At 40.5% G+C, this 20,568-nt stretch carries 20 protein-coding genes and 1 riboswitch; of the genes, 5 read left to right on the plus strand and 15 right to left on the minus strand.

The window, feature by feature from the left end:
* Positions 1-3 precede the first annotated feature (3 nt).
* The 7 genes from spoIIIAB to BPOF4_RS13105 form a co-directional block, all read right to left on the minus strand.
* Complete coding sequence (spoIIIAB, locus tag BPOF4_RS13075) at positions 4-516, minus strand: stage III sporulation protein SpoIIIAB (RefSeq protein ID WP_012959663.1); 513 nt, start codon at positions 514-516, stop codon at positions 4-6.
* Complete coding sequence (gene spoIIIAA / locus BPOF4_RS13080; protein ID WP_012959664.1) at positions 513-1,472, minus strand: stage III sporulation protein AA; 960 nt, start codon at positions 1,470-1,472, stop codon at positions 513-515. Before spoIIIAA ends, spoIIIAB begins: the two co-directional genes overlap by 4 nt.
* A gap of 11 nt (positions 1,473-1,483) precedes the next feature.
* Complete coding sequence (locus BPOF4_RS13085) at positions 1,484-1,765, minus strand: YqhV family protein (RefSeq protein WP_012959665.1); 282 nt, start codon at positions 1,763-1,765, stop codon at positions 1,484-1,486.
* 113 nt (positions 1,766-1,878) lie between these two features.
* Positions 1,879-2,436 carry an elongation factor P gene (gene efp / locus BPOF4_RS13090; RefSeq protein WP_012959666.1) on the minus strand — a complete coding sequence of 186 codons (558 nt, stop codon included), beginning with the start codon at positions 2,434-2,436 and terminating at the stop codon, positions 1,879-1,881.
* 89 nt (positions 2,437-2,525) lie between these two features.
* Positions 2,526-3,599, minus strand: coding sequence for a M24 family metallopeptidase (locus tag BPOF4_RS13095; protein WP_012959667.1), 1,074 nt, complete (start codon positions 3,597-3,599; stop codon positions 2,526-2,528).
* Between the two features lie 2 nt (positions 3,600-3,601).
* Positions 3,602-4,036, minus strand: coding sequence for a type II 3-dehydroquinate dehydratase (aroQ, locus tag BPOF4_RS13100; protein WP_012959668.1), 435 nt, complete (start codon positions 4,034-4,036; stop codon positions 3,602-3,604).
* 113 nt (positions 4,037-4,149) lie between these two features.
* Positions 4,150-4,674: a YqhR family membrane protein gene (locus tag BPOF4_RS13105; protein WP_012959669.1), complete on the minus strand. Its 525-nt coding sequence runs from the start codon at positions 4,672-4,674 to the stop codon at positions 4,150-4,152.
* A gap of 429 nt (positions 4,675-5,103) precedes the next feature.
* Between BPOF4_RS13105 and BPOF4_RS13110 the strand changes: the two genes are divergently transcribed.
* Entirely contained in the window at positions 5,104-5,520 is a 417-nt protein-coding gene (locus tag BPOF4_RS13110) for an SA1362 family protein (RefSeq protein ID WP_012959670.1), read from the plus strand.
* Between the two features lie 14 nt (positions 5,521-5,534).
* Here BPOF4_RS13110 and BPOF4_RS13115 read toward each other — a convergent pair whose 3' ends face one another.
* The 4 genes from BPOF4_RS13115 to BPOF4_RS13130 all read right to left on the minus strand — a co-directional run bounded on the left by BPOF4_RS13115 (position 5,535) and on the right by BPOF4_RS13130 (position 10,842).
* Complete coding sequence (locus tag BPOF4_RS13115) at positions 5,535-6,431, minus strand: patatin-like phospholipase family protein (protein ID WP_012959671.1); 897 nt, start codon at positions 6,429-6,431, stop codon at positions 5,535-5,537.
* A 130-nt stretch (positions 6,432-6,561) separates the two neighbouring features.
* Entirely contained in the window at positions 6,562-6,984 is a 423-nt protein-coding gene (gene mntR, locus BPOF4_RS13120; RefSeq protein ID WP_012959672.1) for a transcriptional regulator MntR, read from the minus strand.
* A gap of 151 nt (positions 6,985-7,135) precedes the next feature.
* Positions 7,136-8,161 (minus strand): spore photoproduct lyase, encoded by a 1,026-nt coding sequence (gene splB / locus BPOF4_RS13125; protein WP_012959673.1) that lies wholly within the window; start codon positions 8,159-8,161, stop codon positions 7,136-7,138.
* Positions 8,162-8,268: 107 nt separating this feature from the next.
* On the minus strand, positions 8,269-10,842 hold the full coding sequence (locus tag BPOF4_RS13130) for a vitamin B12-dependent ribonucleotide reductase (protein ID WP_012959675.1): 2,574 nt from the start codon (positions 10,840-10,842) through the stop codon (positions 8,269-8,271).
* Positions 10,843-11,309: 467 nt separating this feature from the next.
* Here BPOF4_RS13130 and dat point away from each other — a divergent pair, with 467 nt between their 5' ends.
* Positions 11,310-12,143 (plus strand): D-amino-acid transaminase, encoded by an 834-nt coding sequence (gene dat, locus BPOF4_RS13135; protein WP_012959676.1) that lies wholly within the window; start codon positions 11,310-11,312, stop codon positions 12,141-12,143.
* A 44-nt stretch (positions 12,144-12,187) separates the two neighbouring features.
* Here dat and BPOF4_RS13140 read toward each other — a convergent pair whose 3' ends face one another.
* Complete coding sequence (locus tag BPOF4_RS13140; protein ID WP_012959677.1) at positions 12,188-13,021, minus strand: lipoate--protein ligase family protein; 834 nt, start codon at positions 13,019-13,021, stop codon at positions 12,188-12,190.
* A gap of 198 nt (positions 13,022-13,219) precedes the next feature.
* Here BPOF4_RS13140 and BPOF4_RS13145 point away from each other — a divergent pair, with 198 nt between their 5' ends.
* A complete protein-coding gene (locus BPOF4_RS13145) occupies positions 13,220-13,597 on the plus strand; it encodes a rhodanese-like domain-containing protein (RefSeq protein WP_012959678.1) in 378 nt (125 codons plus the stop codon).
* 37 nt (positions 13,598-13,634) lie between these two features.
* Here BPOF4_RS13145 and gcvPB read toward each other — a convergent pair whose 3' ends face one another.
* Genes gcvPB through gcvT form a run of 3 tightly spaced genes read right to left on the minus strand, consistent with a single transcriptional unit; the run spans position 13,635 to position 17,591 of the window.
* The gene (gene gcvPB, locus BPOF4_RS13150; protein WP_012959679.1) at positions 13,635-15,095 is read right to left on the minus strand and encodes an aminomethyl-transferring glycine dehydrogenase subunit GcvPB; all 1,461 of its coding nucleotides are present in this window, start codon (positions 15,093-15,095) and stop codon (positions 13,635-13,637) included.
* On the minus strand, positions 15,092-16,435 hold the full coding sequence (gcvPA, locus tag BPOF4_RS13155; protein WP_012959680.1) for an aminomethyl-transferring glycine dehydrogenase subunit GcvPA: 1,344 nt from the start codon (positions 16,433-16,435) through the stop codon (positions 15,092-15,094). Before gcvPA ends, gcvPB begins: the two co-directional genes overlap by 4 nt.
* 58 nt (positions 16,436-16,493) lie before the next feature.
* On the minus strand, positions 16,494-17,591 hold the full coding sequence (gene gcvT / locus BPOF4_RS13160; RefSeq protein ID WP_012959681.1) for a glycine cleavage system aminomethyltransferase GcvT: 1,098 nt from the start codon (positions 17,589-17,591) through the stop codon (positions 16,494-16,496).
* A 186-nt stretch (positions 17,592-17,777) separates the two neighbouring features.
* Positions 17,778-17,874, minus strand: a riboswitch (glycine riboswitch).
* A 218-nt stretch (positions 17,875-18,092) separates the two neighbouring features.
* On the opposite strand from gcvT, the gene BPOF4_RS13165 reads away from it, so the two are divergent.
* Positions 18,093-19,775, plus strand: coding sequence for a DEAD/DEAH box helicase (locus tag BPOF4_RS13165; RefSeq protein ID WP_012959682.1), 1,683 nt, complete (start codon positions 18,093-18,095; stop codon positions 19,773-19,775).
* The gene (locus BPOF4_RS13170) at positions 19,753-20,550 is read left to right on the plus strand and encodes a YqhG family protein (protein ID WP_012959683.1); all 798 of its coding nucleotides are present in this window, start codon (positions 19,753-19,755) and stop codon (positions 20,548-20,550) included. The genes BPOF4_RS13165 and BPOF4_RS13170 overlap by 23 nt, the downstream gene beginning before the upstream one ends.
* The last annotated feature ends 18 nt before the right edge of the window (positions 20,551-20,568 follow it).

The following is a 20,568-nucleotide window of genomic DNA, read 5'->3' on the forward strand; positions in this document are numbered from 1 at the left end:
CTTCTACATCAGTAAAATAACGATTAATAATCCAGTTAAAAATCCTAAGCTTTTCACCATCCGTTCATAACGATGTTGACGATCTCTTGCTTCGCCTTCCTCTCTTTCTAGGTGGGCGAGTGTCATTTTTATTTGTTTCTCCTGCTGGCTGCGGTCATGCTGGCCTAGCGTTTGACCAAATTGTTTCAATATCTCCTTCTCGCTTTCTAAAAGTGAGGTTAGGGACCACATTTCAGCTATACTCTCATCCCAAGCAGCATAAGCAGGCAGCTCTGTATGACGCAGCTTGTATGAAAAATACTCGAATAAGTAAGAGATGGGCTTTGGTGTTTGTTTAGCTAAATTATGTGAAGCCTCTGCAAGCGGTGTTAAACCGAATAAAATTTCTGCTTCTAATGCTTGAATTGCTACCTTTAACGTCCTGAGCTGTCTTGGCCGCTCATTTAATCTTCTAGCAAGCTCAAACCCAACCGCTGTTGTCACAAGGATAATAAGCAGCGCTCCAAATAATTTCATTGGTCCCTCACCACAGCCGCTTTAGAAGACGATAATTTTTCTCTTTTATTAAATGTATGGATCTTTTTAACCACACCCGGCCTTGTCGTTCTCGTTAGTTCAATAGCTAAATCAAAGGCACCAAATTGCATTAATTCTTTTAATGCCGGCCTCTTTAGTACATCATCGATTGTGTGACCATGAACTGTCGTTATCACCCCAACCCCTGCATGGACAGCCTCTTGAACAGCGAGCACATCTTCCACTCGTCCAATTTCATCAACAATTAACACATCAGGGCTCATAGAGCGGATCATCATCATCATCCCTTCCGCTTTCGGACATCCATCTAGTACATCGATGCGTGGTCCTAGTTGATGTTGCGGAACGCCTCGCATACTAGCACAAATTTCAGAACGTTCATCGATGATCCCGACTTTCAACGGAGCAATTCCTCTCTTTTCATCCCCCTCACTAATCAGCCTGGCTACATCTCTCAATATTGTCGTTTTACCGGTTTGCGGAGGGCCGATGAAAAGGGTGTTCAGCCATCTGTTTTCAAATAAATAATGTATGAGCCGATCGGCCATTCCAATGGACTGCCTGGCTATTCGGATGTTAAAGGAGCTTACATCCCGAATCGTTTTCACTTCTCCCCTCTCTAAGATGACTTTTCCTGCAAGCCCAACACGATGTCCGCCATGAATCGTTATAAATCCTTTTTTCAACTCTTCTTCAAATGCATAAAGGGAGTGCTGGCTTAATTGACTTAATAAGAGCTGTCCTTCTTTTGGCTGGACAATATACATAGAACCATCATCATTTGTGGGATAAAAAGGTTTTCCGCGGGCGACCACTTCAAGAGGGCGGGCAATCCGGATGCGAATCTCTTCGACATCATTTATTATGGCTGCAGGTATTTGCCGAAGTACTACTCTTATCGACTCAGGTACTACAGCTAAAATGTCATCTAACACAGCAATCCCTCCTACCTTTTTATCCCGATTAAAATAAGGACAACACCTGCCCCGATGAATAGAAATTTACTTAGCGACAATCGATCTGACAACCCTGTTAAGCCGATTAAAATGGATGTAATAAAAATAGTTGGACCGACAATGGCTAACATGGCATTGACAGCGACCGCTTTTTCTACACTATTCAGCTTCAACATGAGACCAGCAGCACTTATTTCAATTAATCCAGAAAGCAATCGCAAGCCTGCCATTGCAAGCAGGGCTGCTTCTATCGATAAGAACCATGTCTTCAACACCTTCACCTCTTGACTTTCACACTTTGTACAACCTATGTCATTTTTTCTTGATTAAGAACAAAAAAAAGACGAGCACACTTATAAAAGTGTACTCGTCTAAAGGGTTTGATTTAGGCTCTTGAAACGTAAGCTGAGTTACGTGTATCAATAAGCAGCACATCACCTTGGTTAATAAAGAAAGGAACCTGAACAGTTAAGCCTGTTTCAAGCGTAGCTGGCTTTGTACCGCCAGAAGCTGTATCTCCTTTAATACCTGGTTCTGTTTCCGTTACTTCAAGCTCAACAGTATTTGGTACTTCCACACCAAGTGTTTCGCCTTGGTACGTCATAATTTGAACTTCCATATTTTCTTTTAAGAATTGTAATTCATGCTCAATTTGGTTTGTAGGCAGCTCAATCTGCTCAAACGACTGATTATCCATGAAATTATGCATATCTCCACTTGCATATAAATATTGCATACGACGATTTTCAATATGAGCTTTTGATACTTTTTCACCGGCACGGAATGTTTTTTCCTGAACAGCTCCAGTACGTAAATTACGCAATTTAGAACGTACAAAAGCTGCACCCTTACCTGGCTTTACATGTTGGAAATCCATTACTTGCCAGATCCCATTATCAACTTCAATAGTTAATCCTGTTTTAAAATCGTTTACTGAAATCATTTTATCTTCCTCCATCTTTCCACCTTTTGGCTGGTGGTCAATCACAATATTTACTATACCATAGGCTGTGTAAAGTTTCCCGAGAATTTTTACTCGCCAACAATCAAGAGATCTTTCGTAGATTTAGTAAATGACTTGTTTCCATCTTCTGTAATTAACGTGTCATCTTCTATTCTTGTCCCGCCGACACCCGCTACATAAATTCCAGGTTCAACTGTCACAATCATACCTGGTTCTAGAACAGTTTCCGATTTTACAGACAGCGAAGGTCCTTCATGAACTTCTAACCCTAAACCGTGACCGGTAGAGTGGCCAAAATATTCACCATACCCTCTTTCAGTGATGTAGTCTCGTGTCAGTGCATCGGCTTGTTTTCCCGTTATACCAGGCTTAATCCCTTCCATCCCGCGTAACTGGGCCTCCAAAACGGTATGATAGATCGCCTTTAGCTCATCACTGACTTCACCTACAGCTACCGTTCTTGTGATATCTGAGCAGTACCCTTTGTAGTAAGCCCCAAAATCAAGCGTCACTAGTTCGCCTTTTTCAATCATCTTCTCACTCGCTACACCATGCGGAAGTGCAGAGCGGAAACCTGAAGCGACGATAATATCAAATGATGAACTAGCAGCTCCTTGTTTCCTCATAAAAAATTCAAGTTCATTCGATACGTCTAACTCACTGATCCCCGGTCTAATAAAACCAGTAATGTGGCTGAATGCTGCATCGGCAATTTCTGCTGCATCATTAATTAACTTAATTTCATCTGAATCTTTAAACATCCGCAGTTTCTCAATCAAACCAGACACCGGAACAAGTTTAGCTGAATCAATAAACTTCGTGTACAATTGGTGTGCTTCATATGTAAGATGGGATTGCTCAAACCCTAATGTTTTAATAGATAATGCCTCTACTTGCTTTGCTACCTCTTCAAAAATAGGTCCAGTGTGCTGAACGATCTCATATCCGGCAGCCTGCTCCCTAGCTTGCTCCATATACCTGAAGTCAGTAATAAACAAAGCCTTGTCTAATGTAATTAAAGCAACACCTGAGGAGCCGGTAAACGTTGTCATATATTGACGGTTATGACCACTTGTTACTAATAATCCCTCTACATCAGCTGACCTAAGTTGTTCTCTTAACGCTTCAATTCGTTGTTTCATGATTAATCCTCTCCTTTTACGAGCGCAGTTAATGCCATAACATAGCCATACAAACCTAGTCCTACAATCTGCCCTTTTGTTACAGGAGCTATAACAGAGTGGTGTCTAAATTCCTCACGTGTATGGACGTTTGAGATATGTACTTCTATGACTGGCAAATCAACACTAGCGATCGCATCACGAATAGCATAGCTATAGTGGGTAAAGGCTCCTGGATTAATAATAATACCACTATATTGATCAGCGGCTTCGTGGATAGCATCAATCAATCGGCCTTCATGATTTGATTGAACACAGGTGATTCCTACACCTAACTCTCTGGCTGCCTCTAGCAGCTGCCCCTCTAGATCTTCTAGTGTTTTGTGCCCGTATACTGCTGGTTCTCTTTTTCCTAACCGATTTAAGTTAGGACCGTTAATCACCATAAATTGTTTCATCGTTACCCCCCGCTTCAATGATACGATCTGACCGCGTTCTACTTATTTCATCATAAGTGTAACATTTAGCGATATCATATAGGAAGAAGTTAGCAACGTTTGTTACAAAATATTTAGTCTTTTTCACCATTTTCTTCGTTTTGATTGTTTGATAATTCATGATGTTGCTCAGCATATTCATAGGAAACCGAATATCCGATAAACACTCCATATAGAATATATAAACAAAGAGAGGTGACTATTGTGTTTGAGTCTAAATTTTGTACCGTTTTTAAGCCTGGGAAAAAAGGGTTAAAAACATAAAATACAAGGCCCCATAAAATAGCTCCAAATCCTACACCAGCCCACACGCTAAGGACCTTTTGCAAAATAACTTTATATAAAAAAGCAACCCCTATCGAAATTACAGCTATAACAACTACTCCAGTCCATTGTCCAATATAGGTATTTTTCCAGTCACCAAGAGCCCATGGCATTAAAACTAGAGCAGGTCCTACTCTTATAAAATTAAAATAAAAGGCAAAGTACCCTACTAATGACCAAATAAGCCCCCCGAAAAAGCCAATTATCACAACCTTAACTGGAAAAGACATTTGCTGTTCTTTTTCATTTTGTTCTAACTGTTCGTTCTGTTCCAACTTAACCACCTCCACTCCTAGTATGTCCAGCCTTTTAAATGGTTCATGCAAAAATGTTAGAATAAGTCCATTCATGATTTCATCTATATTCTTTTTTGGAATTTCATAAAAACCTGTTAAATCATTGAATGGGCTGGGCTGCTTTTGTGTAGAATGTAGAGGGATATGAATAAGAAGGATTTGAATTAGATAGAGGATTTAAAAGAATTGGTGTAGAATAATAATTATAATGAATGTTTGGTCTTAATTGTTTGAGCTTAATTGTTTGGGCTTAATTGTTTGATTTCACTTTAATTAGGGAAAAGAATAGAAATACAGTGAACTCTACATGATCATTGACACAGTAAATAATACATTCTTTAAAGTATAAGACACACAACTTATTCTCTTATAGCAAGCAATATATACTTATCACGGAGGTGAGCTCGTATGCAGCGTACTATGCAAATGGTTGTTTTAGCAGTCGTTGCCTTAGCTGTTATCGGACTTGGCTATCAAATGATTTATAATCCAATAGGGTTATTGACGCGAGTACTATTTATCGCAGGTTTTGTGGCGGTCATATTTTTCTTGTATCGTCTCTATCTTGCCAAGCGATTCGGCACCCCCATTATGCCAAAGCGACAAGGACCTAGCCGCTCACAACTTAAAAAAGCAAAACGTACGAGTACAGTCACAAAAGCCACACCTTCAAGAGGTCCAAATTTCTTCAAAGCGACAAATGGAACATCGGCTGTCAAAAAGAAAGCTCCTTATCCAAAATCCGCTATAAAAAAACGTGCAGACCATAATTTCACAGTCATTGAGGGTAAAAAGAATAAAAAGAAGAACCGCGCTTTATTTTAAAAGCACGGTTCTTTTTAGTAGCGCCACCCTTTTAAGAACATCTCCGTCTGTCCTTTTCCTAGGGCTACAAGTTTATCTTTTTCTTGGTCCGACATTTCAAAATCAGTCGCACTCACATCAACCACAGGTATAAATACAATATTTTTTGCATGATCTGCAGCAATATATTTTGAGTCATGTGCTTTTGTCATTGTGTTAAAGAGGGCTCTATATAGAGAGATGGCATTCTTAATATCATTGGGCGGCATTTGCTCAGTTGAAGGTGATAATTGAAATCCGATGACAGGCCGCTTCCATTTCTTAGTTCTACCGTCCATGAACAGCCACATAGGAAAATTACTTAAGATGCCCCCATCTACTACATACGACCTTGCCCCATTTTTAGTCCGGTCGTAAATTTTAACCGGTTCAAAGAAAAAAGGTATACTGCAGCTCATTCTAACCGCCCGGGCTACGGAAAATTTTTCAGGAAGCTGCCCGTAGAGAGGCAGGTCATCTGGCAGGACCATCAGTCTGTTTTGTGAGAGATCTGATGCGATAATTCTCAGAGAATCTTTTGGAAGGTCTGCAAAGGTTCGAATGCCTTTTTTCTTCAACACACAGCTAAGCCATTCCTCAAGAGCATCCCCTTTATAGATCCCTAACTTAAAATAAAGGTGCACCCATTTTGCTGCTTGAAAGGGCAGCCATGACATCCTCTCATCCTTAAAAGCCTCAATATCTAATTCATTTAATAACGATAATAATTCCTTACTCGTGTAGCCTGCTTTAATCAAGGCTGCTACAATAGACCCTGCGCTTGTTCCAGCAATGCGGGTAAATTCGTATCCTCGCTCCTCCATCACTTCTAGCGCCCCAACAAATGCATAAGCTTTAACACCGCCGCCTGCAAACACGCCATCTACTTTCATTCACATCCCCCCACTACGTTACCATATGTAGAGATGGGCTTGGATGTTTCCTAAAAAGTTTAATTCTAGTAAGAAAACAAAATAACCATAGAGGCTCTATGGTTATCGTTCATTTCACTAATCATATTCGCTAGTCTTCTTCATTCTTTTTTTGGACATGTTTTAATTCTTCAATCCGTTTTTTATCTTCTTGGAAGAATTGCACTAAATCCCCAATACGATCAATCGCATCCCAGCTGAGATGATGTTCAATTCCTTCAACATCTTGATAAATATGTTGTTCTTCCACACCGATTAACCTCATGAAGTCTTCAAGCAGTTCGTGGCGATAGACAAGCCGCTTTCCTACTTTTTTTCCTTTAGCAGTTAAAACCAATCCTCTGTACCTTTCATAAATAAGATACTCGCTTTTATCAAGTTTTTGAACCATTTTAGTCACAGAAGAAGGGTGTACCTCAAGTGCCTCAGCAATATCTGAAACGCGAGCGTACCCTTTGTCTTCAATTAAGATATAAATTCGTTCTAAATAATCTTCCATACTAGGTGTCGGCATAGGGTCCCCTCCATTTATTCAACAAACACGCAAGAGACGCGTTTGCCCACCATTAATCGATCCATGCAGTCATCATTTCTATATTACTACAGAAGGGGAACCAGAGACAATGTTAATTCCTATTTATGTGTGGATGTTGATCACATAAAATTCACGTAAAATACTCGATTTTTGCTTCCGGAAAGAAGCGTTCAATATAGGATTGAATCGTTTCTCTCAAGGTAGTAGCTTCATCATCCTTATATACGTATTTACCTCTTCCGTATTTACCCCACTTATATTTTCGTTCTTCTTCATTCATTTCTAATTTCGATTTAGGGTAACGTTTTTGAATAACTCTTTTGGCTGTCTTCGTAAAACGGTGCTGAATCATTTCAAACGTTAGATCCTTTTTAGCATAGTGCGGCAAGGTCGCTTCAAGACGTTCAAATAAATCAAGGTATCCCGCCTCCCAATCCTCATGCAAAATTAAAGGGGCTACAATAAAACCTAACGGATAATCAGCCTTAGCCACCTTGCCTGCTGCCTCAATACGCTCAAGAAAGGAGGAAGTTCCTGGTTCAAAGCTCTTTATGACATGGTCTGAATTGACACTAAAACGAAACCTCGTATTTCCATTATGTTTTGCATCAAGTAAATGATCGACATGATTGTACTTCGTTACAAATCGAAGGCGGCCATTTTCTGTCTTGCCAATATGTTCAATCGTTTTCTTAAGTGAATGAGTGAGATGATCAATTCCAACAATATCTGATGTACAGGCCGCTTCAAAACGGGTAATTTCATCTCCTCTTTCTTTTATATACTTATCCGCACTTTCAAAAATCTCATCTAAATTAACATACGTTCTAATGTATGGCTTATCACCAAGAGTGGTTTGCAGGTAACAGTAATGACAGTGCCCCATACACCCTGTGGCAAGAGGAATAGCATATTCTGCAGAAGGTTTTGAAGTATCAAACTTCAGCGTTTTTCGTACACCTACAACCAGTGTTGATTTAGCATTTCGATATTTTTGCAGGTCATTGTCTCCTGGAATGTTGCGTACTTGGTTATGTGAAGTCGTTTCTCTAATTTCAACATCCATTTTCTCAAACTTTTCTTTTAATGCTTTGCCGAGCGGATATTCAAGAGCTCCCGGCTCAAAATAGACGAGCTGTGGTGAGAATGGTTTCATGTTCTCTCCTCCTTTTCTTTTAGAATGTGCAAAAAACCAGCATTCATCATGCCAGTATTTAGAACAAAAAAAAGAAGATGAGCCTTGTTAGCTCATCTTCATCTTCATTATAATCCACATTTCAACTGTGCACCGCAGCTTGTACATGTATTACAGCCGCCAATATCTTCAACTGTACCCTCTCGGCAAACGGGACACGTATTCCCTACTTCTGAACCAAACGTCACATTTGTTGATCGAACTTCTGTAATTGTATTAACGAGAACGACCTTTTTCTTTTCACCCTCAGCTTCCTCAGTTGTTTGTTCGAAAAGCTCTTTTTGTTCGAAATTATTTTCTTCGGCTTTGAGTGAAAGCACTTGAGCATCCCGGCTGCCATCGACATAAACGGTTCCGCCTTTAGCACCGCCGCGATATAGGCGCTCATAAACCGCTTGAACCTGCTCAACTGTGTAGCCTTTAGGAGCATTAACGGTTTTAGATAATGAACTATCAACCCAACGCTGGATAATACACTGAACATCTGCATGAGCTTCTGGTGATAATTCCATTGTAGAAATGAACCACTCTGGTAATTCGTCCGCAGAAGCCTCTGGGTGGCTGTTTAAGTACTCTTCCACAATTCCTGCTTTCACTTCGATAAATTTACCAAGGCGTCCGCTTCGGAAATAAGAGAATGAGAAGTATGGCTCAAGACCTGTAGATACCCCCACCATCGTTCCTGTGCTTCCTGTTGGGGCAACCGTTAGTAAATGAGAATTGCGAATTCCATACGCCAGCACGCCTTCACGGATATCCTCAGGCATTTTTTTCATGTAGCCTGTATTAATGAATGCTTCTCGTAATGCTTTCGTCTCTTCTTCATTTTGACCAATTAAGTATGGGAAACTGCCTTTCTCTTTTGCTAACTCAATGCTTGTGCGATAAGCCGTCGTTGCAATCGTTTCAAATACTTGATCAACTAATTGGTTGCCTTTCTCTGATCCATAGACCGTCTCAGCGTAGATAAGCAGATCATGTAAACCCATTACTCCAAGTCCGACACGACGCTCTCCTTTTGCTTGCTTCGTATTATCCTCTAAGAAATACGGTGTAGCATCAATGACATTATCTTGCATACGTACGCCGACTTCAACCGTCCGTTTTAATTTATCAAAGTTAACTGTTTTTGTTTCCTTATCAGCCATCTCTGCTAAGTTAATTGCAGCGAGATTACAAACAGAATACGGAGCAAGCGGCTGCTCTCCACAAGGGTTAGTCGCGACTACTTTTTGTCCGTATGCCTTAGCGTTCGTCATATCATTAGCATTGTCGATGAAGAAAATACCTGGTTCTGCACTATACGTGGCGCAAATATTAATCAGGTTCCATAGTTCTTTAGCTCGAATTAGGCGATAGGTTCGAACACCGTATCCCATCTCGCGCCATTCACGCACATCTCCGATTTCATGCCATGTTTCATTGTAAGACTCCATTTCCTCCGCCGTATAATTTTCTACATCAGGGAAGCGAAGTGCGTACTCCTCATCGTTTTCAACAGCCTCCATAAACTCTTTCGTTAACGTAATGGAGATATTAGCGCCTGTTAAAAACTCTGGGTTGTTGACCTTGTATGTTCCGCCTGTCATTAATTTATCTTCCGCTTCTTGAATGACTTTTGTATCAAAGCCTCCCTGGCCTTCAACATTCCTGAAGTTCACGATCCCTTGATACATTGCTTCTTCAACTGGAGAAAGCGGGGTGAAACTTAGTTTTTCTTTTACTAGGCGACGAATTTGTTCATCATTTGTCTGTTCTAATAAGAAACGCAAAATACGCGGATTCTGCATTTTAGATATGATGAATTCTAAAATATCAGGATGCCAATCAGCCAACATAATCATCTGCGCTCCGCGTCTTGACCCTCCCTGCTCAACTAAATGAGTAAGCTTGGCGATATCATCAAGCCATGAAACTGAACCAGAAGATTTCCCATTCACGCCCCTTGCAAGCGTATTGCGCGGTCTTAGAGTTGATCCATTTGTTCCGACTCCGCCGCCTCGGCTCATGATCTCCATCACTTGTTTACGATGCTCAGAAATCCCTTCACGTGAATCTTTAACAAAAGGCATTACATAACAATTGAAATATGTAACGTCTGTTTTAGCACCTGCTCCGTAAAGAACTCGCCCTGCAGGAATGAAGTTCATATTGACTAACTCGCTGTAAAACTGTTCAAAAGACTCTTGGCGACGCGCTGCATCTTCTTCGACTGATGCCAAACCGGTTGCATTACGCTTAGCAATTTGCTCATAGAACAACTCTAACGGCTTTTCAATTGTATCTAGTGAACGTGTTACGAGGCCGCTTTCTGCCTCTTCCCCTTCTAATACCCCGCGGAACTCTTCATCTACAAGAACTTTCGCTTTGTTATCTTCGCGGTTTAATTCAACCACAAAACCAAATCCTCTTGCTGGGAACTTAGGGTCTGCTTTAACAGTTAATACAACAAAATCTCCTACAGCTAATGTTTTCTTCTCCGTATCCTTAAACGTATAACGGTCAAGCATAACAAGTCTAGACACACCCTTTTTCGTTATGTGCATGTCTTCCGTTATTGGATGAACTTGTGAAAATTGTGCAATGTCTTTATTTAATTTCTCCACATTGACACGCATCACGTTCGCCATCGTCATCGCCATTCACGTCTCCTCCTTTAATTAAACCACTAAAACATTTATTAAAAACTAAATTTAAATAAACTCAATCAAAATAAACTCAACAATAATGGAATTGCCAGGTGCATGTCCTTGTCTAAGTTTTTATTCTTGGGTAAGTCTACCACAGGTCTATACCCTGATTCAATATATAGTATTCCTTTTTCGGAAATAAACACTATATATTGTGTTAAATTAAATTTTATCCTGATTTGTCAAACTTGAAACAGCTAAAAAAGACAAGCATATATGAGTTTAACAGATATTTAATTTGATTTTCCCGTTAATTTGAACCAATTTCTCTCTTGCCAAAGATAGGACAAAAGTCAAACCCTTATCTGCTCTCAATTCGACAAAGCGAGAGAAAATGATTGACAAAATTTTTTTTGGATGTTCAGATAATGAGGATAACTATCTGAAAATCTGAATTACTAGAGCTGGAGGTTTTACTTATGAAATATGTTCTCATTGACCAAGATATTGTACCTAAAGAAAAAGCCGGCATAGACTTTGATGATCGCGGCTATCATTTTGGTGACGGAATTTATGAAGTTATTCGCATATATAACGGCAAACCATTTACGATAAATCAACATCTAGATCGTCTTTATGAGAGCGCAAAAAAACTTGATATCCCTCTCTCAACAACGAGAGAGACGTTTACTGAGCTTATAAATGAATTGATTATAAAAAATACCATTGAAACAGGAATTGTCTATATTCAATTAACACGCGGCTTACAGCCAAGGAACCATTTATACCAACGTGAAATCTCACCCGTTCTAACTGGTTTTGCTGAAAACCTAGAGCGTAAAGAAGAGCTATTAACTAACGGAGTCGACTTATGGCTCACAAAAGATATCCGTTGGCTGCGCTGTGACATTAAAACGATAAACTTACTTGGTAACATAATGGCAAAGCGAGAAGCAGCTGATCACAATTGCCATGAAGCCATCATGCACAGAGATGGTACGGTGACTGAGGGCTCGTCATCAAACCTGTTCCTAATAAAAGATTCCACCCTCTATACTCATCCTGCCACAAACTTAATTTTAAACGGCATCACTAGACAAGTTGTCATCAAGCTTGCTAAAGAAGCTGGGCTGCATGTAGTAGAAGAAGCCTTCCCAGTCGATGTACTAGCGATTGCAGATGAAGCTTTTATAACTAGCACAACGATGGAAGTAACCCCTGTTCGGTCGATTACAGGTGATGTCTCAGCAACGCTTGAGATTGGTCCTATCACAAGACAGCTGCAAGAAGCCTTCAAGCAGCTGCTGCCATAACAAAATAAATAGAAAAGGCCCTGGCAGATTCCAGGCCTTTTCTATTATTTACGGTAGTTCCAGCTATCTTGTTCATACCTTTCCCGAGCAATTTTCCATACTTCTGCTTCCTCATCCATAGTTAATGAATAAGGTTCAAGAGTAATGCCTAACCCTTTTTCAAAACCATAATGAAAGGCCTCTTTTGCCTCCTCCATTGTAAGAGGGGTTTTGCGAAGAGCATTTATTGCCACTGCTTTATTTTTAAAGTTTTTCTGCATTCTTTCACGTACACGTTCACTTGGATAATTAAACAGGTCAAATAGCTTATCCTCATCAATATCTAAGATAATTGAGCCGTGCTGCAAAATAACTCCTTTTTGCCTCGTTTGAGCACTCCCTGCCACTTTTCTGCCTTCTACAACCAGTTCATACCAAGAAGGCGCATCAAAACAAACAGCTGAGCGAGGGTTTTTCAACGCATTTTTTTCTTCATCTGTACGAGGTACCGCAAAATAAGCATCAAGTCCTACTTTTTTAAACCCTTCTAGAATACCTTCTGAGATCACACGATACGCCTCAGTAACAGTCGCTGGCATTTCAGGATGGTCTTCTGAAACAATCACACTATATGTAAGTTCTTGATCATGCAGAACTCCACGTCCTCCGGTAGGCCTTCTGACAAATCCTAACCCATAATCCTTAACTGCCTGCATATTAACTTCTTTTTCTACTTTTTGAAAGTAACCAATGGAGAGAGTTGCAGGGTTCCACCCGTAAAATCTGATGGTCGGTGGTATCTTCCCTTTACTATGCCAGTCTAGCAATGCTTCATCTAAAGCCATATTATAAGCAGGTGAACAATTACCCGAATCAATAAAACGCCATGTTTCATTCATATTCATCGCTTCTTTCTGTATGCTATCATCTAAAGTTCCAACCTAGTGTAACAAAATCACTAAAGAGAGCCAAGTAGGTTGCTTTGATATTCTGTGACTAATTAACATCGATTCACATATAGCAATTGCTAATTCCTGTCTAGATAGATATAATTTAATGAGAAATGATGTATTTGTAGAAGGAGTGTACGTAGATTTATGATGATTTACTTATGGCTGATTCTTTTAGCACTAGTGGTGTATGCAGTATTTAAACGTTTCTATACGCCTAAATACTTAACTACATTAACACAGGAAGATTTCATTAAAGGGTATCGAAAGGCGCAATTAATCGATGTACGTGAACCACGTGAATATGAGGGCGGGCATATTCTAGGCTCAAGAAACATTCCTATGTCCCAGTTACGTCAGCGCGCCAACGAAGTCCGTACCGACCAGCCTGTATACCTTTATTGCCAATCAGGAGCTAGAAGCAGACAAGCTGCTCAATTCCTTAAAAAGAAACGCGGTGTGGAAGATCTCTATCACCTTCAAGGCGGCTTCAAAAAATGGACAGGCAAAATCAAGAAAAAATAAGCATAAAGAAAGAGGCTGATATATCAGCCTCTTTTATTTATGCTTTTTGATACCTAAGGATTGGCTTTCTCGCAGCAGTCGTCTCATCTAAGCGGCTGATAACCGTATGATGAGGAGCTTCTTGGACTACTTCTGGACTTTCTTCTGCTTCTCTTGCTATTTGAATCATCGCATCAACAAATTCATCAAGCGTTTCTTTTGACTCTGTTTCAGTCGGCTCAAACATCATGCACTCCTCTACATTGAGCGGGAAGTAGATGGTCGGAGGATGATAGCCAAAGTCTAGAAGGCGTTTGGCCATATCGAGCGTTCTTACACCGAGCTTCTTTTGTCTGCGTCCTGATATAACAAATTCATGTTTACAATGCTGTGTATACGGCAGATCGAAATGCGGCTCTAGTCTGCGCATCATGTAATTAGCATTTAACACGGCATATTCAGAGACCTTTCTCAACCCTTCTGGTCCCATTGTACGGATATACGTATACGCACGTACATTGATCCCATAATTTCCATAATACGGCTTCACTCGTCCAATCGACTTCGGACGATCATATTCAAAGCGGTACGTATTCTGTTCTTTCACTAAAACAGGTTTAGGTAGAAATGGAATCAATTCTTTTTTCACTCCGACAGGACCAGATCCAGGGCCGCCGCCTCCGTGAGGACCAGTAAACGTCTTATGCAGGTTTAAATGGACCACATCAAAGCCCATATCACCCGGCCTTGCTATTCCTAGAATCGCATTTGAATTGGCTCCGTCGTAATAAAGTTTACCGCCGGCGTCATGAATAATGGCAGCCATTTCTTCGATATAGGTTTCAAAAAGACCTAATGTGTTAGGGTTTGTCAGCATTAATGCCGCCGTATCAGGTCCTACCACTTCTCTTAAGTGATCAAGATCTACGAGTCCCTCTCCATTGGTTCGAACCGTAATCGACTCAAAACCTGCTACAGTCGCTGAAGCCGGGTTGGTCCCATGAGCTGAGTCGGGCACAATGACTTTTGTGCGCTCGGTGTCGCCATTTGCTTCATGGAAAGCACGAATCATCATTAATCCAGTCCATTCTCCATGAGCTCCAGCAGCTGGCTGCAGCGTCACTTCATCCATCCCTGTAATCTCAGCAAGAGAAGTTTGCAGGTCATATAGTAATTCAAGGGACCCTTGAACCTGATCTTCCGCCTGATATGGGTGAACATAAGCTAGCCCCTCATAACGAGCGACATTTTCATTAATTTTAGGATTATACTTCATCGTACATGACCCTAATGGGTAAAAACCTGAATCTACACCATGATTACGAGTAGACAGGGCAGTATAATGACGCATAATCTGAAGCTCTGACACCTCTGGCAGTTCAGCTGCCTGCTCTCGAATAAATTCCTCAGGCAATAACGCCTCCAGTGACTCACAAGGTATATCAAGGTCAGGCAAGCTATGCCCGACTCTGCCTTCTTTACTTAATTCAAAAATGAGCGGCTGGTCTTGACTGTTCATACTAACGCCCCCAATTCTTTTGCAAATTGATCGATTTCTTCTTTCGTACGCACTTCAGTTACACATACAAGCATGTGATCTTGATATTCAGGGTAATAGAACCCTAAATCATAACCCCCAATAAAGCCTTTATCTAATAAACCCTGATTTATTTCTTCAATCGGCTTCCCGAGCTTAATGATAAATTCATTGTACGACGGAGCTCCTTCGAGAACCTCTACACCATTTTCTTTCAATTGCTTTTTCGCGTAGGCAGCCTTCTGCAGATTCTGATAGGCTGCTTCTTTCATTCCAGCCTTTCCAAGCGCAGTCATAGCAACAGAAGCAGCCAGAGCATTAAGTGCCTGATTGGAACAAATATTAGACGTCGCCTTTTCCCGGCGGATATGCTGCTCACGTGCCTGCAATGTCAAGACAAATCCACGCTGTCCATTTTCATCAGTTGTCTGTCCGACAAGACGGCCAGGCACTTTTCTCATTAACTTTTTCGTCGTAGCAAAGTATCCGCAATGAGGTCCGCCATATTGGGGTGCAATACCAAATGGCTGAGCGTCCCCAACAACAATATCTGCCCCGTATTCACCTGGTGATTTTAGGAGACCTAGCGCCATTGGGTTGCTTGATACGACAAACATTGCTTTATCAGAGTGTGTAATTTCCTCAATCTTATCAAGTGATTCTAAGTTTCCGAAGAAATTTGGGTACTGTACAATCACACACGCAGTATCTTCACTGTATGCTTTTTTCAGTGCATTAAGATCAGTCACACCATCAGCCACATCAACCTCAACTACATTTAATCGCTGCCCGTAAGCATTTGTCTTCAGTACTTCTCTTGCTTCTGGATGGACGGCTTTTGAAACGAGTATTGTTTTCTTTTTTGTTTGACCAGCACTCATCATTGCCGCTTCCGCTAGTGCAGTTGGGCCATCATACATAGATGAGTTAGCGAGGTCCATTCCTGTTAGTTCACTAATCATCGTCTGAAATTCAAAAATAGCCTGCAGTTCTCCTTGGGAAATTTCCGGTTGATAAGGAGTATACGCAGTGTAAAATTCAGAGCGGGATATTACATGATCAACGATTGAAGGAATATAATGCTCATATACTCCAGCACCTAAGAAAGACGTTTTTTGTTTAAGGGAAACATTCTTTGCTGCCAAACCTTGAAAATATTTCACAAGTTGAGGCTCTTTTAATGCTTTAGGGATCGTTAATTCCCCTTTAAATCGTATCGCTTCTGGAATATCTGAAAATAATTCTTCAATGCTGTCGACCCCAATAGTATGAAGCATATCTTTTTCATCTTGTTCGGTCATAGGTAAATAGCGATTCGTCATGTTGCTAGCTCCTCCTCATCCTTATAGACACTTCTTGTGTACACATTCTCTTACTCACTTATGAACGTTTATAAAAAGGTGTTTTTACAACCATTGCCTTTAGCGTTTTTTTACGCACTTGAACGTACACTTCTGTCCCTGCTTCCGTATACTCACTGTCTATAACAGCTAGTCCTACATTTTTTTTAAGTGTAGGGGACTGTGTTCCTGTTGTGACAAAGCCAATCTGTTTATCATTTGCTAATACTTCATACCCTGTCCGCGGGATTCCCTTATCAACCATTTCAAGACCAACGAGTTTTCTTTTAAGCCCTTCTTCTTTTTGCTTTTTCAATGCGTCCTTGCCAATAAAGTCTTCTTCCTTGCCTACCTTAACTGCAAATCCTATACCAGCTTCAAGAGGGGAGATCTCACTTGTTAATTCTTGGCCATAAAGAGGCAGCTTCGCTTCAAATCTCAACGTATCACGCGCACCTAACCCGCATGGCACTAACCCTTTACTGCTTCCTGTCTCAAGCAGCCTGCTCCATAATTCAGCTGCCTGCTCCGCCTGCAAATAAATTTCAAACCCATCCTCGCCCGTATAGCCAGTTCTAGACACTAACGCCTTTATACCAGATAGATCGACATCATCTTGAAAGCGAAAAAAGCGTATGTCACTTAAGTCTTGATCTGTAAGTGTCTGCAAGATCTCTTCTGCAATTGGTCCCTGTATCGCTAATTGAGCAATATCGTCTGAAATATTATTCACTTCAACACCAGCGATTTTATGTTGATTGAGCCAATCCATATCCTTATCAATATTAGAAGCATTAATGACGAGCAAGTAATCGTCTTCCGATTTTCTATAGATAAGGAGATCATCAACAGTCCCCCCATTCGGATAGCACATAGCGGTATATTGTGCTTGATTATCCACCAGTTTGCTAACATCATTTGTCATCATCTTTTGTAAGTAGGCTAACGCATTATCTCCTTTAACCTCGACTTCGCCCATATGAGACACGTCAAATAATCCTGCTTTTGTTCTGACTGCTTCATGTTCTTCTTTAATGCTTAAAAATTGAACAGGCAGATCCCATCCGCCGAAATCAATCGTTTTAGCTCCTGCTTTTTGATATTCTTCAAATAAAGGGGTGCGCTTTAACGTTGTCATCATTGTCCTCCTTTGTGTTAAAACAAACACTATTCAGAAATTTAATTATGAAGATAGGCTGGGTAAACAAAAAAAGGACAGGGCTATACACATACGATGTATAACCCTGTCCTTTAACCAGAAAGTTTCGTTCTATTAAGAACTGTCTTCGTAGGTGGCTCAACATTTGAGCACTCTCCAGAGCTGCGTCCTGTAAGAGTCTTCTTTGCCTGAGAGATTCACAAATTTTGCTTGCTCCTTCGGCGCTGCGCAGCTAATACGCAGTCTCTCCCCCTACTTTCATCCGCAAAAGCTTCACTTTTATAGGATCATTTTTCATGTTTTCACTTGAATTGGTACATACTAGAAAAGAAAAACGAATTTATTCTACTATCCATCAATACACTCTATGATTTAATCTACTTTTACAGAATTTGACGAATTGTCTGTTTCCTTCTACTCATATCCTACCAAGACGATTCAAATGGCGCAATAGTTTCTTTTAGGAAAGGAAAGATAACCATGAAAATAAACATACATTTTGATCACAGTTGGCAGGATCAATTCCTTGAGCGCTTGGATCAAGACGGTCCTTTTGCAAGTTATGAATTAGCACGTCTTGCTTATGAGGCTGAAGAGCATCAATCGATCTCAGCATTTCAAGGCTTAATTGCTCCAAACCACCTCCCGCAGCTTGATCCATTTCCTCATCAAATTGAAGTGGCGAATACCGTGATAGAGCAGATGAACGGCAAAGCTATTTTAGCTGACGAGGTGGGGCTTGGCAAAACCATTGAAGCAGGTCTCATATTGAAAGAATACATGATTCGCGGACTTGTAAAAAAAGCATTAATACTCGTCCCTGCCTCCCTTGTGTCACAGTGGGCGATCGAATTAAATACTAAATTTCATATCCCTGCAACTCCGCAGCGTAAAACCTATGTGTGGGAACAATGTGACGTTGTAGTCGCATCGATTGATACAGCAAAAAGACAGCCGCACCGTGACATTGTCATGAATCAATCCTATGATTTAATAATTATTGATGAAGCACATAAGTTAAAAAATCCAAAAACGAAAAATTACGAGTTTATCCGAAACCTTAAAAAGAAGTTTTGTTTATTGTTAACGGCTACTCCTGTTCAAAACAAACTAGAAGAAATCTTTAACTTAGTCTCTCTATTAAAACCAGGCCATCTAGGAGACATATCAAGTTTTGAAAAAGAATTCAGATCAAATAAACGGTCACCAAAAAATGATGAGAAATTAAGAGAGCTTGTCAGTAAGGTCATGGTCAGAAATAGAAGAGAAGAAACAGGCATTCAATGGACAAAGCGGGTGGTTGAAACGGTGCCGATCACTTTCAGTCCAAAAGAGAGAGAATTCTATGATGCTCTTCAAACGCTTAAAGGGGATTCAAGTCATTTCTCTCTCATTACTTTGCAGCGTGAAATCTGTTCAAGCCGTGAAGCAGCTTTTATGACGTTAAAAAATATGATTGAAAAAGCACAAAAAGACGGACGCACCCTCCCACAAGCTGAAAAACTGCTTCACATGATCGGCGGTATTGATGGTCACGCCAAAGCAGAAAAGGCATTAGAGCTTGTAAAGAAAATCAATGATAAAGTGATTATATTTACTGAATACAGAGCAACGCAGCTCTACCTTCAATGGTATTTAAAACAAAACGGCATCTCTTCTGTCCCTTTTCGAGGCGGCTTTAAGCGCGGAAAGAAGGATTGGATGAGACAGCTGTTTGAGTCCCATGCTCAAGTTCTTATCGCCACAGAAGCAGGAGGAGAAGGAATTAACCTGCAGTTCTGCAGCCATATTATTAACTTCGACCTCCCATGGAATCCAATGCGCATTGAACAGCGAATCGGACGTATTCATCGCTTAGGGCAAAAAAATGATGTTCATATTTATAATTTCGCGGTGGAGGATACGGTAGAGCAGCATATTCTTAAGTTACTCTATGAAAAGATTCATTTATTTGAATCAGTTATTGGTGAACTTGATGAAATCTTAACCAAAATAGACCTCACTTCAATAGAGGAACATGTTAAAGACATTATTGTTCAATCTGAATCAGATGGTGAAGTGAAAATTAAACTCGACCATCTTGCAGCCATTATGAATGAAGCACAATCTATGAGAACAAACGAAGAGGAAGGTGAATTAGGTGCAACAGCAACAAATTCATAATTTCTTAGAGCGCTATTTCGAAGCAAATGATAGTCCTGTTCTTGAGAATACACCTGCCTATCTAACGGTTCAATTATCGATTGAGCTTGATAAACTATTAATGAACAGGCCCTTTTATTGGCACTACCTTGAGAAGACTGGCGGTACGCCTAACCCAATGAAAATCACCTTTATTACGGATAAAGCTAATGCACCGGATGATTTGCGAGGAGAGCCCATCCATTATGGCTCCCCACGCCTGCATCAGCTATTTAAGTCAACAAGGACGCTTGGCGGATTTATTAGATTATATGAACAAGTTGCCACAAATGGTCATGCTTCCACTCCCCTGCAGCCTTGGTTGTGTTTAAATGTAAAAGTGTCTTTTCAATGCGATCGTAAAAAAGACGTTATCTTATCGCTTGGGTTGAATTTAATTCACGGTCAGATTGTGCCGGGGTTTTATGATTCAATCGAAGGCAAAATATTAAAATCTTCCATTCCCGATTTCTGTTTCACGTTATCTCCTTTGATTACGCCTAAAAGCGGAATCGTGAGACTACAGAAAATGGTGCAGACCTATGCCGAAAACGAAGATTCTACCTGGGCTCGCGAAGCAATAGAAAGGTGGGAAAATGACTTAGCTCTCCTAGAGCATTTTTATGAGGAATATGAAGACAAGCCAGAGAGTTATGAGTTAGAAAAGCAAGCCCTTGCCGAACAATATGAACCTAAAATCCATGTAGATGTGATAAATGGCGGCATCTTTTATTTACAGCAGCAGGTTTTCCACTAAACTATACTTCAACAAAAA

The sequence above is a fragment of the Alkalihalophilus pseudofirmus OF4 genome (assembly GCF_000005825.2).
Lineage (GTDB): Bacteria > Bacillota > Bacilli > Bacillales > Bacillaceae_D > Alkalihalophilus > Alkalihalophilus pseudofirmus.

Bases quoted from the DNA above. Each gene is read 5' to 3' on its own strand.
- spoIIIAB (WP_012959663.1), bottom strand. From the start codon at position 516: ATGAAATTATTTGGAGCGCTGCTTATTATCCTTGTGACAACAGCGGTT.
- efp (WP_012959666.1), bottom strand. From the start codon at position 2,436: ATGATTTCAGTAAACGATTTTAAAACAGGATTAACTATTGAAGTTGAT.
- BPOF4_RS13095 (WP_012959667.1), bottom strand. From the start codon at position 3,599: ATGAAACAACGAATTGAAGCGTTAAGAGAACAACTTAGGTCAGCTGAT.
- aroQ (WP_012959668.1), bottom strand. From the start codon at position 4,036: ATGAAACAATTTATGGTGATTAACGGTCCTAACTTAAATCGGTTAGGA.
- BPOF4_RS13110 (WP_012959670.1), top strand. From the start codon at position 5,104: ATGCAGCGTACTATGCAAATGGTTGTTTTAGCAGTCGTTGCCTTAGCT.
- BPOF4_RS13115 (WP_012959671.1), bottom strand. From the start codon at position 6,431: ATGAAAGTAGATGGCGTGTTTGCAGGCGGCGGTGTTAAAGCTTATGCA.
- mntR (WP_012959672.1), bottom strand. From the start codon at position 6,984: ATGCCGACACCTAGTATGGAAGATTATTTAGAACGAATTTATATCTTA.
- splB (WP_012959673.1), bottom strand. From the start codon at position 8,161: ATGAAACCATTCTCACCACAGCTCGTCTATTTTGAGCCGGGAGCTCTT.
- BPOF4_RS13130 (WP_012959675.1), bottom strand. From the start codon at position 10,842: ATGGCGATGACGATGGCGAACGTGATGCGTGTCAATGTGGAGAAATTA.
- dat (WP_012959676.1), top strand. From the start codon at position 11,310: ATGAAATATGTTCTCATTGACCAAGATATTGTACCTAAAGAAAAAGCC.
- BPOF4_RS13140 (WP_012959677.1), bottom strand. From the start codon at position 13,021: ATGAATGAAACATGGCGTTTTATTGATTCGGGTAATTGTTCACCTGCT.
- BPOF4_RS13145 (WP_012959678.1), top strand. From the start codon at position 13,220: ATGATGATTTACTTATGGCTGATTCTTTTAGCACTAGTGGTGTATGCA.
- gcvPB (WP_012959679.1), bottom strand. From the start codon at position 15,095: ATGAACAGTCAAGACCAGCCGCTCATTTTTGAATTAAGTAAAGAAGGC.
- gcvPA (WP_012959680.1), bottom strand. From the start codon at position 16,435: ATGACGAATCGCTATTTACCTATGACCGAACAAGATGAAAAAGATATG.
- gcvT (WP_012959681.1), bottom strand. From the start codon at position 17,591: ATGACAACGTTAAAGCGCACCCCTTTATTTGAAGAATATCAAAAAGCA.
- BPOF4_RS13165 (WP_012959682.1), top strand. From the start codon at position 18,093: ATGAAAATAAACATACATTTTGATCACAGTTGGCAGGATCAATTCCTT.